At 59.4% G+C, this 17,388-nt stretch carries 18 protein-coding genes; 9 read left to right on the forward strand and 9 right to left on the reverse strand.

Translation table 11 applies throughout. From position 1 onward, the window contains the following. Positions 1-26: 26 nt before the first annotated feature. Together FHP24_RS09420 and FHP24_RS09425 are read left to right on the forward strand one after the other, a co-directional pair. Positions 27-1,022: an aldo/keto reductase gene (locus tag FHP24_RS09420; protein WP_139675795.1), complete on the forward strand. Its 996-nt coding sequence runs from the start codon at positions 27-29 to the stop codon at positions 1,020-1,022. Between the two features lie 66 nt (positions 1,023-1,088). After that, complete coding sequence (locus tag FHP24_RS09425; protein ID WP_139675796.1) at positions 1,089-1,448, forward strand: nuclear transport factor 2 family protein; 360 nt, start codon at positions 1,089-1,091, stop codon at positions 1,446-1,448. On the opposite strand, the gene FHP24_RS09430 is transcribed toward FHP24_RS09425, so the two are convergent. The 7 genes from FHP24_RS09430 to infC all read right to left on the reverse strand — a co-directional run bounded on the left by FHP24_RS09430 (position 1,420) and on the right by infC (position 8,222). Further along, entirely contained in the window at positions 1,420-2,067 is a 648-nt protein-coding gene (locus FHP24_RS09430; RefSeq protein ID WP_139675797.1) for a hypothetical protein, read from the reverse strand. The two genes, FHP24_RS09425 and FHP24_RS09430, sit on opposite strands and share 29 nt — an antisense overlap. A 257-nt stretch (positions 2,068-2,324) precedes the next feature. Next, positions 2,325-4,760 carry a phenylalanine--tRNA ligase subunit beta gene (pheT, locus tag FHP24_RS09440; protein WP_139675799.1) on the reverse strand — a complete coding sequence of 812 codons (2,436 nt, stop codon included), beginning with the start codon at positions 4,758-4,760 and terminating at the stop codon, positions 2,325-2,327. A gap of 15 nt (positions 4,761-4,775) precedes the next feature. Then, a complete protein-coding gene (pheS, locus tag FHP24_RS09445) occupies positions 4,776-5,858 on the reverse strand; it encodes a phenylalanine--tRNA ligase subunit alpha (protein ID WP_139675800.1) in 1,083 nt (360 codons plus the stop codon). 22 nt (positions 5,859-5,880) lie between these two features. Next, complete coding sequence (locus tag FHP24_RS09450; RefSeq protein ID WP_139675801.1) at positions 5,881-6,684, reverse strand: serine/threonine protein phosphatase; 804 nt, start codon at positions 6,682-6,684, stop codon at positions 5,881-5,883. A gap of 140 nt (positions 6,685-6,824) precedes the next feature. Continuing rightward, positions 6,825-7,229, reverse strand: coding sequence for a 50S ribosomal protein L20 (gene rplT / locus FHP24_RS09455; protein ID WP_139675802.1), 405 nt, complete (start codon positions 7,227-7,229; stop codon positions 6,825-6,827). Positions 7,230-7,269: 40 nt separating this feature from the next. Then, the gene (gene rpmI / locus FHP24_RS09460) at positions 7,270-7,473 is read right to left on the reverse strand and encodes a 50S ribosomal protein L35 (RefSeq protein ID WP_139675803.1); all 204 of its coding nucleotides are present in this window, start codon (positions 7,471-7,473) and stop codon (positions 7,270-7,272) included. Between the two features lie 212 nt (positions 7,474-7,685). Beyond that, a complete protein-coding gene (gene infC / locus FHP24_RS09465) occupies positions 7,686-8,222 on the reverse strand; it encodes a translation initiation factor IF-3 (protein WP_112454549.1) in 537 nt (178 codons plus the stop codon). Positions 8,223-8,413: 191 nt separating this feature from the next. Between infC and FHP24_RS09470 the strand changes: the two genes are divergently transcribed. The 3 genes from FHP24_RS09470 (at position 8,414) to FHP24_RS09480 (ending at position 11,656) form a co-directional block, all read left to right on the forward strand. Next, complete coding sequence (locus FHP24_RS09470; RefSeq protein ID WP_394344612.1) at positions 8,414-9,220, forward strand: alpha/beta hydrolase; 807 nt, start codon at positions 8,414-8,416, stop codon at positions 9,218-9,220. Positions 9,221-9,340: 120 nt separating this feature from the next. Beyond that, the gene (locus tag FHP24_RS09475; protein ID WP_139675805.1) at positions 9,341-9,955 is read left to right on the forward strand and encodes a transglutaminase-like cysteine peptidase; all 615 of its coding nucleotides are present in this window, start codon (positions 9,341-9,343) and stop codon (positions 9,953-9,955) included. A gap of 132 nt (positions 9,956-10,087) precedes the next feature. Next, on the forward strand, positions 10,088-11,656 hold the full coding sequence (locus tag FHP24_RS09480; protein WP_180355937.1) for a sensor histidine kinase: 1,569 nt from the start codon (positions 10,088-10,090) through the stop codon (positions 11,654-11,656). Between the two features lie 5 nt (positions 11,657-11,661). Here the strand turns inward: FHP24_RS09480 and mbfA are convergent, their stop codons facing one another. After that, positions 11,662-12,648, reverse strand: coding sequence for an iron exporter MbfA (gene mbfA / locus FHP24_RS09485; RefSeq protein ID WP_139675807.1), 987 nt, complete (start codon positions 12,646-12,648; stop codon positions 11,662-11,664). Positions 12,649-12,898: 250 nt separating this feature from the next. On the opposite strand from mbfA, the gene FHP24_RS09490 reads away from it, so the two are divergent. The 4 genes from FHP24_RS09490 to FHP24_RS09505 all read left to right on the forward strand — a co-directional run bounded on the left by FHP24_RS09490 (position 12,899) and on the right by FHP24_RS09505 (position 16,103). After that, positions 12,899-13,999, forward strand: coding sequence for a TRAP transporter substrate-binding protein (locus tag FHP24_RS09490; protein ID WP_139675808.1), 1,101 nt, complete (start codon positions 12,899-12,901; stop codon positions 13,997-13,999). Between the two features lie 172 nt (positions 14,000-14,171). Further along, the gene (locus FHP24_RS09495; protein WP_139675809.1) at positions 14,172-15,275 is read left to right on the forward strand and encodes a TRAP transporter substrate-binding protein; all 1,104 of its coding nucleotides are present in this window, start codon (positions 14,172-14,174) and stop codon (positions 15,273-15,275) included. A gap of 314 nt (positions 15,276-15,589) precedes the next feature. Beyond that, entirely contained in the window at positions 15,590-15,826 is a 237-nt protein-coding gene (gene rpsU, locus FHP24_RS09500) for a 30S ribosomal protein S21 (protein WP_139675810.1), read from the forward strand. Between the two features lie 58 nt (positions 15,827-15,884). Continuing rightward, positions 15,885-16,103: a hypothetical protein gene (locus FHP24_RS09505; RefSeq protein WP_139675811.1), complete on the forward strand. Its 219-nt coding sequence runs from the start codon at positions 15,885-15,887 to the stop codon at positions 16,101-16,103. A gap of 47 nt (positions 16,104-16,150) precedes the next feature. Here the strand turns inward: FHP24_RS09505 and FHP24_RS09510 are convergent, their stop codons facing one another. After that, complete coding sequence (locus tag FHP24_RS09510; RefSeq protein WP_139675812.1) at positions 16,151-17,362, reverse strand: MFS transporter; 1,212 nt, start codon at positions 17,360-17,362, stop codon at positions 16,151-16,153. Positions 17,363-17,388 lie beyond the last annotated feature (26 nt).

Below are 17,388 nucleotides of genomic sequence, written 5' to 3' on the forward strand. Positions count from 1 at the left end.
TTCGCTTTCAAAGATCGGAGATTTCCATGCAGACGCGCAAACTCGGAAAAGACCTCACCGTTTCCGCCATCGGCCTCGGTTGCATGGGGATGAGCCATGCCTATGGCGGCCAGGACGAGGCGACTTCGATCAGGACGTTGCAGCGTGCCGTCGAGATCGGCGTCACCTTCTTCGATACGGCCGAGGTCTACGGCCCCTTCGTCAACGAGGAACTGGTCGGCAAGGCGCTGAAGCCTTTTCGCGATCAAGTCGTCATAGCCACCAAGTTCGGCTTCAGGATCGATCCGACAAAGACCGATTCCGCTGCCATGTCCGGTCTCGACAGCCGGCCGGAACATGTGCGCGAGGTGGCGGAAGCGTCGCTGAAACGGCTCGGCGTCGATGTCATCGACCTGTTCTACCAGCACCGCGTCGATCCCGAGGTACCGATCGAGGATACGGTCGGCGCCATGGCGGAGCTGGTGAAGCAAGGCAAGGTGAAGGCGCTCGGTCTTTCCGAAGCCAGTGCCGATATCATCCGCCGGGCGCATGCCGTGCATCCGATCTCTGCACTGCAGAGCGAATATTCGCTCTGGACCCGCGATCCGGAGGGCGACATCCTCGACACATGCCGGAAGCTCGGTATTGGTTTCGTGCCGTTCAGCCCACTCGGCCGCGGGTTTCTGACCGGTAAGATCAAGAGCACGTCCGACTTCGGCGAAAGCGACCTTCGCGCCAAGATGCCGCGTTTCGAAGCCGACAATATGGCGGCCAATCTAGCGCTGGTAAAACTGGTCGAAGAGATGGCGGCACAGAAAGGCGTGACGGCAGCACAGCTGGCACTGGCCTGGGTTCTCGCCAAGGGCGATTTCATCGTGCCCATTCCGGGCGCGCGAAAGATCCCCAACATGGAGCAGAATGCGGCCGCCGCGGACGTGACGCTAACCGCTGACGAGGTGAGCAAACTCGACGACATGCTGTCGCCGGACAAGATTGCCGGCGCACGTTATGGCGCTGGTGCGGCATGGACGCCGAAACGCTGACCCATTGCAACGCGACGTTGCTCCCGCTTCCGGCTTTGCTATAGTCGGGGCGGGAGGATTTCAGCGATGTCGGAAGAACAATCAGTCGAAGCCGTCGTGCATCTCTATGTCGATGGCATGGCGCTTGCCCATGCAGGCGCGCTCAGAAAAGCCTTTCATCCCAACGCCTCGATCATCGGCAATTACGACGGCAAGGTCGAGTGGCTGTCACTCAACGAGTTCATCGATGCGGTGGCCTCGGAAGGCCCGACGGTCGCCGGCTCGCAGCCGCTTATCCAGATCGAGGCGATCGACGTGACCGGCGATGCCGCGACGGTAAAGGTGGTCGACGAGTTCGCCGGAATGCGGTTTTCCGACTATCTCTCCCTGCTGAAGGTCGAGGGTCGATGGCTGATCGTCAACAAGGTCTACCACCTGCATTCGTGATCGGCGCCTGCAGTCGTGGAACCCCCTCATACCATTCGGAATGGTTGCCTTCATGGTTGGCCATGCCCGGCTTCGTCAGGACACCGCGCGGCGCGACATAACTCATGATCCGCCGCACGGGTCGTTCGTGCCACTGGATGTTGAAGGCCCATAGTTTTGGGAAGAAGCACAGGGAGGCATAAGGCAGCTGGTCGTGGATCCACCAGGCAAGACGCTGCCAGTCTCCTTCGTGACCGTAATTGTCGACCAGCCATGGCACGACGATACAGGCGGTTGCGCCCATGCAGCCATCGGCATCGCGCATATCCCATATATGGTCTGCGGCGGTGTGTTCGTTGGTCGAGCAGTTGAGATTGTTGCTGTTGCCGAATTCGTTGACCTGTCGCGACCGATAACCCGAGCGGACATGCAGCCGGCCGAATATTGCCTGCAGCGGCTCTAGCAATTCCTCGCAGAGATGCCTTCCAGCCTCGATCGCGAGATCTAGATCATCCGGGATATTCGGGATGCGGTAAAAATCGGCGATCTCGGAATGGAGGAAATCGCGGAAGAAGAAGTTCTTCGACAAACGAACGCGACCGAGATCTTCAAGGGTTTTCATTGAATTCGGCTTACGCATTCGCGTCCTCCTCTATCGCAGCGCTCAATTCTTGCCAGCCGGCGAACGCCCTCTCAAGTCCCCCATTCCTGTGCTCGTCACAGGAATCCAGCCAGCCCAAGTCCTTGGGCTGAATAGACTCTTTCGCCGCGCAGACGCGCGTCGGCTGGATCCCTGTGACGAGCACAGGGATGAGGGAGGAGATGTTACCACCAAACAAAAAAGCCTGCCCCGTGAGGAGCAGGCTAATGTTGTAAGCAAGGTTACGCCACCCGAAATCAGGCGCGAAGAACACCGCCCGTGGTCTTTTCGACATTGGCGACGATCTTGCCTGTCAGTGCTTCGAAATCCTCGTCCGTCAGGGTCTTGTCGACCGGCTGGATCAGCACTTCGATGGCGATCGACTTCTTGCCCTCGCCGAGCGAAGCGCCTTCGAAGACGTCGAAGACATTGACGCCGGTGATCAGCTTGCGGTCGGCGGTTGTCGCCGCCTTGACGATCGCGCCGGCCTCGACCTCGGAGCCGACGACGAAGGCGAAGTCGCGCTTGACCACCTGGAATGGCGAAAGCTCGAGGCCCGGCTTGGTGCGGGTCGCCTTCTTCTTCGGTTCCGGCATGGCGTCGAGATAAACTTCGAAACCGCACAGGGCGCCGGAGACATCGAGGGCGCCGAGCGTCTTCGGGTGAAACTCACCGAAATACCCGAGAATGACCTTGGGACCCATCTTGATCGTGCCGGAGCGGCCCGGGTGATACCAGGCGGGACCGCCCTGCTCGATCTGCACATTGCCCATGGGCAGGCCGCAGGCTTCGAGGACGGAAAGTGCATCCGCCTTGGCGTCATAGACGTCGACCGGCTTGCCGCCGCCCTTCGTCGCATTCGACCACATGCGGCCTGCGCCATTGATCGAGGCCGTACCGCGACGGATACCACCGGCCACGCGGCGCTGACCTTCCGGCGTGTCGGTTTCATAGGTACCGGACACTTCGAAGATCGCAACGTCGCCAAAACCCTTGTCGGCATTGCGCTGGGCAGCCGTCAGCAGGCCCGGCAGAAGCGACGGGCGCATGTCGGACATGTCGGCAGCGATCGGGTTTGCGAGCTTCAGAGAAGCCGCACCGCCGCCGAACAGCTTTGCCTGATCTTCCGGAATGAAGGACCAGGTGACGGCTTCCAGCATGTCGCGCGAAGCAAGCGCCCGCTTGGCCGTGCGGGTGCGGATCTGCAAGGTCGTCAGGATGCGGCCGTTGACGGAAGACAGCTTTTCGATCGGCTCCGGTTTGATCTGGTCGACGCCATGGATGCGCATGACCTCTTCGACGAGATCGGCCTTGCCATCCACGTCGGGGCGCCAGGACGGAACCTTGACGGAAACCTTTTCACTTGAACCTTCGACGGTGAAACCGAGGCGGGTGAGGATTTCGCGGCTTTCTTCGGTCGAGACGTCAAGTCCGGTCAGCCGCTTCACTTCCGAGAAGGGGAAGTCGACGGTTTTGACTTCGTAGCCCTTGTAACCGACGACCTTTTCCCTGGCCGGCGTGCCACCGCAAAGATCCAGCACCAGCTGCGTCGTGCGATCAAGGCCCGGAACCATATATTCCGGATCGATGCCGCGCTCGAAGCGGTACCGCGCATCGGTGATGATGCCGAGCGTACGGCCGGATTTGGCGATGTTGATCGGGTCCCACAGGGCGCTCTCGATCAGCACGTCAACCGTGTTTTCATCGCAGCCAGAATGTTCGCCGCCCATGATGCCGCCGATGGACTCGACGCCGTTGTCGTCAGCGATGACGACGTTGTTGGGGCCGAGCTTGTATTCGCGGGTATCGAGCGCCAGAACCGTCTCGCCTTCGTTCGCACGGCGGACGACGAGATCGCCCTTCACCTTGGCAGCGTCGAAGACATGCATCGGGCGACCCTGGTCGAAGGTCATGTAGTTGGTGATGTCGACCAGCGCGTTGATCGGGCGAAGGCCGATCGCCTTGAGACGCGTCTGCATCCAGGCCGGGCTCGGGCCGTTTTTCACGCCGCGCACGAGGCGCAGGCCGAAACCGGGGCAGAGCTTTTCGTCGTCGAGATCGATCGTCAGGCCGATCGAGGTCTCGCCTTCGAGTTTTAGCGCGGGCGCGGCCGGTGCCTTCAGCGTGCCGAGGCCGGAGGCGGCGAGATCGCGGGCGATGCCGTAGATCGAGGTGCAGTCCGGACGGTTCGGCGTCAGGTTGATCTCAATGATCGGATCGTCGAGGCCGGCGTAGGTTGCGAAGGATGTGCCGACCGGCGCATTTTCGGGCAGGTCGATAATGCCGTTATGCTCGTCCGACATGTTGAGTTCCTTTTCGGAACACATCATGCCGTGGCTTTCGACGCCGCGGATCTTGCCGATGGCAAGCGTCACGTCGAGGCCGGGAACATAGTCGCCCGGACGGGCCAGCGCGCCGACGAGGCCGGCGCGTGCATTCGGTGCGCCACAGACGATCTGCAGCGGCTTGCCGCCATTCACGTCAGGACCGGCATCGACAGAGAGAACCTTGAGACGATCGGCTTCCGGGTGCTTTTCGGCCGACAGGATTTTCGCGATGACAAAGGGCTTGTAGGCCGCCTTGTCATCGACATCCTCGACCTCGAGGCCGATCGCCGTCAGGCGCTCGCAGATCTGGTCGAGAGTGGCGTCGGTCTCAAGATGATCCTTGAGCCAGGAAAGTGTGAATTTCATTGTCCTATCCCTCCCTTACTGGCTCAAACCGCCGAAAAGCGTCGGCATGTCGAGCGGGCGGAAACCGTAATGGTTCATCCAGCGAACATCGGCGTTGAAGAAGTCGCGCAGGTCCGGCATGCCGTATTTCAGCATGGCGATGCGGTCCAGCCCCATGCCCCAGGCAAAGCCCTGGTATTCGTCAGGATCGAGACCGCCGGAACGCAGCACGTTCGGGTGGACCATGCCGCAGCCGAGGATTTCCATCCAGTCGGTGCCTTCGCCGAATTTTACGATCGGGCCGGAGCGGTCGCACTGGATGTCGACTTCGAAGGACGGTTCCGTGAACGGGAAAAACGACGGACGGAAGCGCATCGTCACCGACGGCACTTCGAAGAAGGTCTTGCAGAATTCTTCCAGAATCCAGCGCATGTTGCCGACATGGGACTTTTTGTCGATGACGAGACCTTCGACCTGATGGAACATCGGCGAATGGGTGGCGTCAGAATCCTGGCGATAGGTCTTGCCCGGAATGACAATGCGGATCGGCGGGTCCTGCGCCTCCATGGTGCGGATCTGGACCGGCGAGGTGTGGGTGCGCAGAACCTTACGCTCGCCCTTTTCATCCGGCTGGAAGAAGAACGTGTCGTGCATTTCGCGAGCCGGGTGACCCTCGGGGAAATTCAGCGCAGTGAAATTGTAATAGTCGGTCTCGACATCCGGGCCTTCGGCGATGGAAAAACCCATGTCGGCGAAAACGGCGGTGATCTCGTCGATGATCTGGCTGATCGGGTGGATACGTCCACGCTCTGCCGGAGACGAGCGGACCGGCAGCGACACATCGAGCGTCTCAGCCTTCAGGCGCGCGTCGATCGCTGCGTCCTTGAGCACGGTCTTGCGCTCGGTGATCGCCTCGGTGATCTCGTTCTTCAGCGCGTTGATTGCCGCGCCGCGGGTCTGGCGCTCTTCCGGCGTCATCAAGCCCAGCGTTTTCAGGAGTTCGGAGACGGACCCCTTCTTGCCGAGAGCCGAGACGCGCACAGCCTCGATTGCCGCTTCGTCTCCTGTGCCGGCGATCTCAGCCAGCAGCGCGCTCTTCAATGTTTCGAGTTCGGTCATCTTTTCCTGCTTTGCGGCTACTTCAGCCGTTGAACATCGTTGTCAGATAGGTGGTAGCCAGGATGAATTGCCGCAAATCTCTACCCATGTGAATTCGGCCAATCAACCGGGCAAGCCATAAAAAGCGGCCCATGGAATGCGTGAGTTTGCGCAGTTCGCCGATCGCGGCCTGCGGTGCGGCGGCAACCCATGCGCCATAGGCTAAATCTTGAGTCTTCCTTCGATCGGCTGCCCTGTCGCTCAACTGCAGAAAGAACAGCCAGAGATCGCGGGCCTGCGCGGTTTCCATCGGCATGACAGCCTCGGGCTCCTCCTCGAAATCGATGAAGCCAAGCCGTTCATTCTTGATGAACATATCGCGTGGATACGGTCGTCCGTGACAGAGGCCGACCGCATGAAGCCGTCCAAGCTCGCCACAGCAGTATACGAGAAGCTGATCATGCGCCGCCGGGTCAGTCGGGCGAAGAGATCGCAACTGCCCATGCACGGTCGGGGCGATATCGCTCAGAACGATTGCGCGACCGGAAGAGTAAATGACCGAGGCAGTAGGCACCCCTGCCTGCGAAAACTTTGCAATCCGGCGGAGGTCGCGCTCCACCATTCCCTCTGCCGTCTGGGCAGGGGAAGCCCGCATGAAGGGAAGCCGCAACAGGCGCGCTGTTGCATTCTGAACGGCAACGATCATGCGCCGGCCCTTGTCGCCATGGCGCTTGATCCACACGGTGCCGCAAGTGAGCGACACCGACTGCACGCGTGCGGCATCGGAAACCAGGGCAGCCAGCAAGGTGGCTACGTCTTCCGATGGCAGCTGTGGTCCATTTTTCATGTCAACGACATCATTCGGCACCATGGCGCTCCTGAATACCGTGATTGATCCGCTCCCGCAGGACGCGAAACATAGAAAACAAAAGACCCGCGCCAGCAGAGCCGCGCGGGTCTTTTACTAAAGTAGAGACGTGCGCCGGCTTACTTGACCGCGCTTTCGAACTCGTTCTTCGTGCCGGCGTCCTTGAGATAGGCCAGAGCCTTCTTGGAAGCTTCGACGAGAGCGCCGAAGGTTGCCGGCTCATGGATTGCCATGTCGGACAGAACCTTGCGGTCAACTTCGATGCCAGCCTTGTTGAGGCCGTCGATGAAGCGGCCGTAGGTCAGGCCGGATTCGCGGACGGCAGCGTTGATACGCTGGATCCACAGAGCGCGAAAGTTGCGCTTCTTGACGCGACGGTCGCGGGTTGCAAACTGACGCGAACGGTCAACAGCAGCCTTTGCGGCGCGGATGGTATTCTTGCGGCGGCCGTAGAAGCCCTTGGCTGCCTTGAGTGTCTTGGTGTGCTTGGCGCGGGAAGTTACGCCACGTTTTACGCGTGCCATGTCATGATCTCCTTAAACGTTTCCAGATAACCGATCAGTCTCAGAGACCGTTGGGCAGGTAGTTCTTGATAACCTTCTTGCCATCAGGCTCAGCGAGGATCATCGTACCGCGTGCATCGCGGATGAACTTGTTGGAACGCTTGATCATGCCGTGGCGCTTGCCGGCGGCAGCTGCAACGACCTTGCCGGTGGCGGTGATCTTGAACCGCTTCTTGGCAGACGATTTCGTCTTCATCTTGGGCATTTTGCTACTCCATGTATCTTGTATCGAAGCCGACTGATGAGGTCAGCTTCAAGCATTTAGAACGGCCACGGCATGCCCTGCCGGACCGTTCGGACGCGCGCTTATAACCGCAGTCGGTCAAAAGCGCAATGGGGGAAGTCCTCCTCAGAAACCGGCGCTAAACCGGCATGCCCGCCGCCATATGGCTTCCTCGAGGCGGGAGAGTACGGCGCTTATCTCGGCGCCAGCACCATCATCATCTGGCGACCTTCAAGCTTCGGCTCAGCCTCAACCTTGGCGATTTCCAGCGTATCTTCCTTGACCTGCAGCAGAAGCTTCATGCCGAGTTCCTGGTGAGCCATTTCGCGGCCGCGGAACTTCAGCGTCACTTTTACCTTGTCGCCTTCTTCGAAGAAGCGGTTCATGGCCTTCATCTTCACGTCATAATCATGCGTGTCGATGTTCGGGCGCATCTTGATTTCTTTGACTTCGACGACCTTCTGCTTCTTGCGCGCTTCAGCCGCCTTCTTCTGGTTCGCGTATTTCAGCTTGCCGAGGTCGAGGATCTTGCACACCGGCGGATCATTGTTCGGCGAGATTTCTACGAGGTCCAGTCCCGCTTCCTCGGCCATCCGAAGAGCCTCGTCAGTGTTCACTGTACCGAGATTCGTGCCTTCGGCGTCGATAAGCTGGACCTTGGGAATGCGAATTTCCCGATTGGAGCGCGGGCCTTCCTTTACGGGGGCATCGGCTTTGAATGGTCTGCGAATGGTCGTATTCTCCTAGATCGTTTTCGGGCACAGGCAACGACGAAATTCGCGCGCGGCCGGGAGCCGAGCGGAATGTCGTGATTACCCGATGGATGTCAATAGCATGGCGGCGCGAAAAAATCACCTCCTGACAACCGGTTTAAATCTGTTTTATAGCTGCCGTCATTCGCAGGAGTAAGACTATGGGCAAGATTACCGCCACCGGAACCGCCAGTATTACCGTTGGAACGGGAGCAGATGCCCGCGAGATCGCGATCATCACCCGTGCCGCAGCGAAGGGACCGGACAGGCCGGCACTTATATGGCTCGGCGGTTATCGCTCCGACATGACAGGCACAAAGGCGGTGGTGCTCGACGCGCTGGCGGAACGGCTTGGCTCGGCATACATCCGCTTCGACTATTCCGGCCACGGCGCGTCAGGCGGCGAATTCCGCGACGGCACTATCTCGCGCTGGCTTGAAGAAACGATCGCGGTAATCGATGCCACGACACCGAAGAGCGTCATCCTCGTCGGCTCGTCGATGGGCGGATGGATTGCGCTGCGGCTGGTTCAGGAGCTTGGAAAACGAGCGGCAGGTCCGAAAATTGCCGGCCTGGTACTGATCGCGCCTGCGCCGGATTTCACCAGCGAATTGATAGAACCCGAACTGACAGACAAAGAACGACAGTCATTGGCAGAGCGCGGCTATTTCGAGGAACACTCCGAATACAGCCCGGAGCCGAATATCTACACGCGCGCCCTGATGGAAGACGGAAAGGACAACAGGGTCCTTTCCGGGATCATCGAAACAGGCTGCCCGGTTCATATTCTGCAGGGAATGGCAGATCCCGATGTACCTTACAGCCACGCGCTGAAACTGATGGAATTCCTGCCCTCCGACGACGTCGTCCTGACGCTGATCCGCGACGGAGACCACAGGCTGTCACGCCCGCAGGACCTGGAAAAAATGGAAGCGGCGGTGGCCAGCTTATTAATCGATGATGAAAAATTGGGCTGAGACACAAAAGCCGCAGTCTTAACCATATTCGTAAAGAGCTCCACCTTAACAAAAGCTGAACAATTGACTCTGGACCCCATACGCTCTTAACTTTTTGTTAGGAATTTAAGGGACGGGTCAATGAATTTAGCCCTGAAGATGCGGCATGTAGCCGTAATCCTCGCGACTGTGCTTGCATCTGCGGGCGTTGCAATACCGGCGCCGCAGCCTTCGATGGTAATGGTAACGGGTGCGGTAACGTCGCAACCGATCGGCCATTACGAATTCTGCCAGCGCCTGCCGGCCGAGTGCAATGTCAAAAGCCGCTCCGCACCGGCTGCACGGATGGATGATCATGCCTGGAACGTCGTTCGCGACGTCAACAGCGCGGTCAACGCCCGTTACATTGCCCGCACGGACCTGGATGCCTACGGTGTCGAGGAATACTGGACATACCCGACAGTATTTGCCGATTGCGAAGACTACGCCCTGCAGAAACGCAAAGAACTGGCGCAGCTCGGTTTCGCGCTTTCCGATCTGCTGATCACCGTCGTGCGCAAGCCGGATGGCGAAGGCCATGCCGTGCTGACCCTGCGCACCACCGATGGCGATTTCATCCTCGATAATCTCGACAGCGACGTTCTCGCCTGGAACCAGGCGCCTTACACATTCCTGAAGCGTCAGGCGACCTTCAATACCGGACGCTGGGTGACAATCGAGAACGGCCGCGACCTACTCGTCGGCGCGCTTCGCTAACATAAGTCGTTAAGCATATAACCCGCTCTGCTTGCAGTAGCGGGTTGTTCTCTCTACTCTTTCGAGAATCGGAAAGCTGCCCGCCCTGCTTCTCAAAGCGGCGCGGATCTTTCTGCGATGGAGAGGCCTGTAGTGCGTAACGATCGATTGACCGGCCTGATACGCCCCCACGGGTCCGCTCGCCCAACTTTGCCGCTGTGGCTCGCAGGTGTGCTCACCGCGGTCGTTCTGGGCTTCGGCGCCCTCACCGTCTATGAAAACTACAACAATGCGCTTCGCGAGGGCGAAGCACGTGCAGTCTCATCCGCACATGTTGTCGCCGCCCATATGGAATGGATGATGGAGGCGAGCGACTTGGCTCTTCGCCGCGTCGAGGCGGCGATCAGCGGCCGACCGATCGATAGTTCCGCCGAACTGATCCTCGATCTGGAGCGGGCCGTGGGCGAACTTCCGGCCGGTTTCGAATATGCCATTCTCGACCAGGACGGGCAGACGCGCTTTTCCAGCGCCGCCGACGACACGCTTCCAAACCATGCCGAACGCGCCTATTTCATGCGGTTGAAGGAAGGCGAGACACTAACCTTCAGCCGGCTGCTCGACAGCGAGCGGGCAGGAAAACCAGCCTTCATCATCGCGAGACGGATCGGCAGCGGCAGCGATTTCCGCGGCGTCGCCTCGATCACCATCCCCAACGACAATCTCGACCGGTTCTGGTCCTCGATGAATCTCGGGGCGAATTCGACGATCTCGGTCATCCGGGACGACGGCTGGCTGGTTGCGCGGCGTCCCTCGGCACTCAAGCCGATCGATCTGAGCACGACGGAATGGTTTCCGCTGACACGTGAAAAAGCGAGCGGCTTCTACCACAATCCGGTCTCCCAGATCGACGGCCTTTCCCGCATTGTGGCTTTCTGGAAAGTGCAGGACTGGCCCCTGATCGCGCTTGCGGCAATCGAACGGCAGGAGGTTCTCGACCAGTTCTGGCGCAACCTGTTCGGTGACGCGCTGCTTGTCGTGCCGCTGATGGCAATCCTCGTCGCCGCCTCGTTCTGGATCTATGCGCTTCTCTATCGTACGGCGATGCGCAATGAAGAGCTGGAACAGGCGGCCGAGCGCAATCGTTTTCTGCTGCGGGAGATCCACCACCGCGTGAAGAACAACCTGCAGGCCGTTCTGGCGCTCGTGAGGCTGCAGCGACTGCCGCCGGAAGTGCGCGACGACATGGGGCGACGGATCGGTGCGATGATCGCCGTGCATGAGCAGATCTACAATACCGACCAGTTCGAGGAAGTCGAAGTCGCGCCTTATGCGACCCGGCTGATCTCCGACATCGCCTCCGGCTACGACATGCCGGTTAAGCTGGACCTCGATCTGGCGCCGATCGCGCTCGACCGCGATCAGGCCCTGCCGCTAGGGATGATTATCAACGAGGTCGTCTCCAATGCCTTCAAATATGCCTTTGCCGGGCGCAGCGAGGGAACGCTTACCGTCCGCCTGCTTCAGGACGGTGATGATCTCACCATGACGATCCGCGACGACGGACCGGGGATTGCGGAAGACGGTCGCACCACCGGCATGGGGACGAAACTTATCTCAAGCTTCGTCCGCCAGCTCGGCGGAAAGTCGGAGCTCCGCAATGACAACGGTGCCGTGTTTACGCTGACGGCGCCGCTCGAAAGCGACGCGAGGGAAGCGGCCTGAGAGCTTTACCCAGCATTTCCGATGAAGATACCCGCGGCCAGGACCAGCGAACCACCGAGCACGACCTGAAAGACGGCACGCATGAATGGGGTTTCCATATAGCGGTTCTGGATGAAGGCGATCGCCCAGAGCTCGAAGAAAACGATGATGGCAGCGACGATCGTTGCGGTCCAGAAATGCGGAATGAGATAGGGCAGCGTGTGGCCGAGTCCGCCGAGCGCGGTCATAATGCCGGATGCCAGGCCTCGCTTGACCGGCGATCCGCGGCCGGAAATCTTGCCGTCGTCATGCGCCGCTTCGGTGAAGCCCATCGAGATACCGGCGCCGACCGAGGCCGAAAGGCCGATTAGGAAAGTGGACCAGGTATCGCCGGTGGCAAAGGCGGCGGCGAAGATCGGGGCCAGCGTCGAGACCGATCCGTCCATCAGGCCGGCAAGGCCAGGTTGAACGTAGGTGAGAATGAACTTGCGACGCGCGGTCTCATCCTCTTCGCCACGGGCATCTTCCGAAACATGTTTTTCGGTCAGCATGCGGGCGATATCTTCATGCCCTTCTTCCGCCAGTGCCAGATCGCCAAGCAGCTGGCGTGTCGAGGCATCTGAAACGCGCTTCGCCGCCTCGCGATAAAAGCGCGCCGCCTGCTGTTCCATCGCTTCGGATTCCGCCCGCGCCGTTTCCAGCGGCAGGTTCTTTCTCAGCCAGTCCGGCTTGCGGGTGTAAAAACCCTGGACATGTTCGCGGCGGATCAGCGGAATGCGTTCGCCGAACCGCGACCGGAATATCTCGATCAGCGAATTCTTGTGGGTCTGCTCGACTTCCGCCATATCCTCGAAGACTTTTGCGGATGCCGGGTACTGATCTCTCAGGCCATCTGCATAACCCAGATAGATACGGGCATCCTCTTCTTCCGAGGCTATCGCCAATGCGAGAATTTCCTCTTCGGACAGGGACGAAAAAGGCCGGCGGGACGACGGCAGAAGGCGGATCAACATCGAAAGCTCCACTTAGAATAATTCTAAACTAAATCTTGACGTCATGAAATGCAAGCACGCCGCATCCGCTCCGAAGAACAGAGCCATCGACTTGTCGCGGGCTACCCGGCAACTTCCGGAAAGCAATGCTGCGCTGCAGCGTAATATCTGAAAAATACTTCTTGCCCGTCGCGAAACAAACAGCTTAAGAGCGACCTTAGGACGCATGGGAATCCGGGCGCGTCAGAGCAATTTGGGAGGCTTACTTTTCATGAATCGCAGACATTTCTTTCGTCAGGCCGCCACTGCCGGTGCCGTTGCAGCGACAGCACTGGCTGCTCCTGCCATCGCGCAGGAAAGCCCGAAGATCACCTGGCGCATGACCTCTTCCTTCACCAAGAACACCGATATTCTCTGGGCCGCCAGCACCGATATCGCCGCCAGCGTCAAGGAAGCATCGGACGGCGCCTTCACCATCAACACGTTTGCGGCAGGCGAAATCGTGCCCGGCCTGCAGGCAGCCGATGCGGTCTCCAACGGCACTGTCGAGATGGCGCATACATGCAGCTATTATTACATCGGCAAGGATCCGACTTTCGCGCTCGGCACCGCGGTACCCTTCGGGCTGAATGCCCGCCAGACCAATTCCTGGTTTACGATCGGCGGCGGCAACGAGCTGCTCAACGAGTTCCTCGCAGGCCACGGGCTTTATGCGCTTCCGGCCGGCAATACCGGCGCCCAGATGGGCGGCTGGTACCGCAAGGAAATCAACACAGTCGCGGACCTCAACGGGTTGAAGATGCGTATCGCCGGTCTTGCCGGCCAGGTGATGCAGAAGCTGGGCGTCACGCCGCAGCAGATCGCCGGCGGCGACGTTTATGCGGCATTGGAAAAAGGCACGATCGATGCCACCGAATTCGTCGGCCCTTACGACGATCAGAAGCTCGGCTTCGTCAAGGTCGCCAAGTATTACTATTACCCGGCATGGTGGGAAGGCGGCCCGGCCGTGCACGCTTTCTTCAATCTTGAAAAATTCAACGCCCTACCGAAGAGCTATCAGCGTATCCTGAAAGATGCCTGCGCCAACGCCAATCAGAACATGCTCGCCCGTTACGACGCGCATAACGCAAAGGCGCTGCGCCAGCTGGTATCGGAAGGCGCGGTACTGAAGCCGTTCACCCAAGAAATCCTCGAGGCAAGCTACAAGGCTTCGCAGGAAGTCTATGCGGACCTGAACGGCAAAAACGCCGCCTTCAAGAAGATCTACGACAGCCAGCAGGCGTTCAAGAAGGACGGCTATCTGTGGAACCAGATCGCCGAATACAGCTACGACACATTCATGATGACGCAGCAGCGCAAGGGAACGCTCTAAGTCCTCAAGAGCATGATGGAAACGAAAAGCCCGGACACGTACCGGGCTTTTCGCATTTACGAAAAACAAGAAATCATCGGTTATGAGAAGCTCGGCTTGTTCTCGCCAAATCAATGCGGTTAACACGAGCCCTGTAACCACAAGCGCGTCCTGACGCGGGAGGATGAATTCAATGGATCGCAGGCATTTCTTCAAGAGGGCGACGACCGCCGGCATCGGCGCGGCGGCAGCAACTGCGCTGGCGGCCCCGGCAATCGCCCAGGAACAGCCGAAGATCACCTGGCGGATGACCTCGTCCTTCCCGAAAAGCCTCGACATCATCTTCGGCGCCGGTAACGAGCTTGCCCAAATCGTCAGAGACGCGACCGACGGCAATTTCAATATCCAGACCTATGCCGCCGGCGAACTGGTGCCCGGCCTGCAGGCTGCCGATGCGGTGGCCAATGGCACCGTCGAGATGGCTCATACCTGCTCCTATTATTATATCGGCCAGGATCCGGCCTTCGCGCTCGGCACCGCAATTCCGTTCGGCCTCAATGCCCGGATGACGAATGCCTGGTTCGCCAATGGCGGCAACGACCTGATCAACGAATTTCTGGCGCCCCGAGGTCTCTATGCTTTGCCCGCCGGCAATAGCGGCACGCAGATGGGCGGCTGGTTCCGCAAGGAGATCGTCACCATCGACGACCTCAAGGGCCTGAAGATGCGCATTGCCGGGCTTGCCGGCCAGGTAATGACGAAGGTCGGGGTGACACCGCAGCAGATCGCCGGCGGCGACGTTTATGCGGCGCTCGAAAAGGGCACGATCGATGCCACCGAATTCGTCGGCCCTTACGACGACCAGAAGCTCGGCTTCGTCAAGGTGGCCAAATATTACTACTACCCGGCATGGTGGGAAGGCGGTCCGGCCATGCATGCCTTCTTCAACTTGGAAAAGTTCAACGCCCTGCCGAAGAGCTATCAGGCAATCCTGAAAACCGCCTGCGCTTCGGCCAATACCAGCATGCTCGCCAATTACGACGCGAACAATGCAGTCGCGCTGCGCAAGCTGGTGGCCGAAGGTGCCGTTCTGAAGCCGTTCAGCAAGGAAATCATGGAAACCTGCTACAAGGCGGCGATGGAGGTCTATGCCGGCCTTTCCGAAAAAAGCCCGGCCTTCAAGAAGATCTACGATCACCAGCAGGCGTTCAAGAAAGATTCCTATCTGTGGGCACAGGTGGCCGAATACAGCTACGACACGTTCATGATGATGCAGCAGCGAAACGGCGCTCTCTAAATCTTTTCCGACAAAAACCAGGCCCGGAGCGCACCTCCGGGCTTTTTGCGTTCGTGCGGATTTAATTGCCCGATTTCATTGATTTTCCAGCGTAGAACCCCATATAGATCACATCGAAATCGGGTTCACGCAGCGCCGTTCGGTGTTCGCGCAGGCGCGCGAATGCAGATTAATGTCACCTACCTCCCCCGGCCATGGATGTACCGGCAGCGAGAATTGGTTTATGGTCCTGGTAAGGTCGGGTAAACCCGACCTTTTTTGTTTTGCCGCCCAAAGGATTGGGCAGGGCATCGGTTAAACCGGAAGGATATAGTTTGCAGGTTCTTGTCAGAGATAATAACGTCGATCAGGCATTGCGCGTCTTGAAGAAAAAGATGCAGCGCGAAGGTCTCTTTCGCGAAATGAAGGCCCGTAGCGCTTACGAAAAGCCTTCGGAAAAGCGCGTCCGCGAAAAGGCTGAGGCCGTTCGTCGTGTTCGCAAGCTGGCGCGCAAGAAGATGCAGCGCGAAGGACTGCTTCCGATGCCGAAGAAGGTCGTGCGTCCGCGCTGATTTTCTGCTTCCAAATTTCCCGAGACTTCACGCCCTAGACTTCAGGAAGGATGACCTCATGACCGCGATCAAGGAAGAAACGTCGACCCCTACCAAGCTTTCAGCTCGGGAAAAGGCTGCCGTAACCAACGAGGCAGCGCGTGCGATCATTGCCGCCGAAGTGACTTCACGGGAAGAAAAAACCGAGAGGTTGCGTCTGCTTCGCCTTCAGCGCGAGGCGGGCGAGACAAAAGCCGCACCCGCCAAGCGAAAGGCGCGCAGCTCGAAGGATCACTGATCCCCATTCAAGAGGCCCGGAAATTTCCGGGCCTTTGCTTTTTCCGGTCATGCCGGTTGCAGTTTTTCGTCGTCGCGCGCCGGCAGGGGCGGGAAAGCCAGCGCAATCAGCACCGCCGCAAGCCCCACCAGAGCAGATCCGAAGAACAGCCAGTTGTAGCTGTCGAACGCGTCGAAGGCCCAACCGCCGGCCAGCGGCCCGAACGCCATGCCGATGCTCGACAGCATAGAGGCCGCACCCAGCACGGTGCCGAGAATCCTCGCGCCGAAATAATCACGTGCCAGCACCGCATAAAGCGGCATGACACCGCCGTAAGTGCCGCCGAAAATGATCGCCAGAACGTAGAAATGCGCAAGATCGGTTGCCATCGTATAGGCGGCGATCACCAAAGCCTGGATCAATAAACCGGTCATCAGCACCGGCTTGACACCAAATCGATCCGCCGCGAGGCCATAAATTACGCGCCCGCCGAGCCCTGCTGCACCCTCGACGCTGTAGATCGAGACGGCCGCCATCGGCGCCACGCCGCAATACATCGCATAACTGACCATATGAAAGATCGGTCCCGAATGGGCCGCGCAGCAGGCGAAGAAGGTGAAGGCCAGCACGAGGAACTGTGGCGAGCGAAAGACTTTCGCAAGCGGCAGCGCAGCGCCTTCCGCCTGCGGGCCATCAGCCACCGCCTGCTCGTCGAGCGGATTGCGGACCAGAAGCACTGTCGGCAGAAGGATCACCCAGGCACCGATGCCGATCGTCAACATCGCCATGCGCCAGTCGCCATATTCGTCGATCAGAAACCGGGCGAGCGGCGAGACCGTCATCGGTGCCATGCCCATTCCGGCCGATACGAGCGATACGGCGAGACTGCGGTGGTCGTCGAACCAGCGCATGGTGAGCGAAATCATCGGCGCCATGAAGGCGCTGGCGGAGAGGCCGACAAGGCAGCCATAAAGGATCTGGAACGAAAAAAGGCTCTGCGCACGGCTGGCCAGCACCAACGCCAGGCCGGCAAAGACGGAGCCGATCAGCACCACGATCCGCGTGCCGAACCGGTCGCTGGCTGCGCCCCACATGAAGCTGCCCAGTCCCATGACGATGAAATTGAGTGTCATGGCGCTCGAAATCGCAGCATGCGACCAGCCGGTCTGGCGCGCGATCGGTTCGAGAAACACGGCGAGCGAAAACATCACACCCATTGCCACGCAGCCCATCAGGCCGCCGGCGAAAACGATGGCCCAGCGATAATGACTGCTTTTCATCCTGCCCTCCTCCAATCGTCAGTTCC

The organism is Aliirhizobium smilacinae (assembly GCF_006335145.1).
In the GTDB taxonomy this organism is placed as follows: domain Bacteria; phylum Pseudomonadota; class Alphaproteobacteria; order Rhizobiales; family Rhizobiaceae; genus Neorhizobium; species Neorhizobium smilacinae.

Excerpts from the sequence above, each read along its gene's own strand:
- FHP24_RS09420 (WP_139675795.1), top strand. The coding sequence starts at position 27 with ATGCAGACGCGCAAACTCGGAAAAGACCTCACCGTTTCCGCCATCGGC.
- FHP24_RS09425 (WP_139675796.1), top strand. The coding sequence starts at position 1,089 with ATGTCGGAAGAACAATCAGTCGAAGCCGTCGTGCATCTCTATGTCGAT.
- FHP24_RS09430 (WP_139675797.1), bottom strand. The coding sequence starts at position 2,067 with ATGCGTAAGCCGAATTCAATGAAAACCCTTGAAGATCTCGGTCGCGTT.
- pheT (WP_139675799.1), bottom strand. The coding sequence starts at position 4,760 with ATGAAATTCACACTTTCCTGGCTCAAGGATCATCTTGAGACCGACGCC.
- pheS (WP_139675800.1), bottom strand. The coding sequence starts at position 5,858 with ATGACCGAACTCGAAACATTGAAGAGCGCGCTGCTGGCTGAGATCGCC.
- FHP24_RS09450 (WP_139675801.1), bottom strand. The coding sequence starts at position 6,684 with ATGAAAAATGGACCACAGCTGCCATCGGAAGACGTAGCCACCTTGCTG.
- rplT (WP_139675802.1), bottom strand. The coding sequence starts at position 7,229 with ATGGCACGCGTAAAACGTGGCGTAACTTCCCGCGCCAAGCACACCAAG.
- rpmI (WP_139675803.1), bottom strand. The coding sequence starts at position 7,473 with ATGCCCAAGATGAAGACGAAATCGTCTGCCAAGAAGCGGTTCAAGATC.
- FHP24_RS09475 (WP_139675805.1), top strand. The coding sequence starts at position 9,341 with ATGAATTTAGCCCTGAAGATGCGGCATGTAGCCGTAATCCTCGCGACT.
- mbfA (WP_139675807.1), bottom strand. The coding sequence starts at position 12,648 with ATGTTGATCCGCCTTCTGCCGTCGTCCCGCCGGCCTTTTTCGTCCCTG.
- FHP24_RS09490 (WP_139675808.1), top strand. The coding sequence starts at position 12,899 with ATGAATCGCAGACATTTCTTTCGTCAGGCCGCCACTGCCGGTGCCGTT.
- FHP24_RS09495 (WP_139675809.1), top strand. The coding sequence starts at position 14,172 with ATGGATCGCAGGCATTTCTTCAAGAGGGCGACGACCGCCGGCATCGGC.
- FHP24_RS09505 (WP_139675811.1), top strand. The coding sequence starts at position 15,885 with ATGACCGCGATCAAGGAAGAAACGTCGACCCCTACCAAGCTTTCAGCT.
- FHP24_RS09510 (WP_139675812.1), bottom strand. The coding sequence starts at position 17,362 with ATGAAAAGCAGTCATTATCGCTGGGCCATCGTTTTCGCCGGCGGCCTG.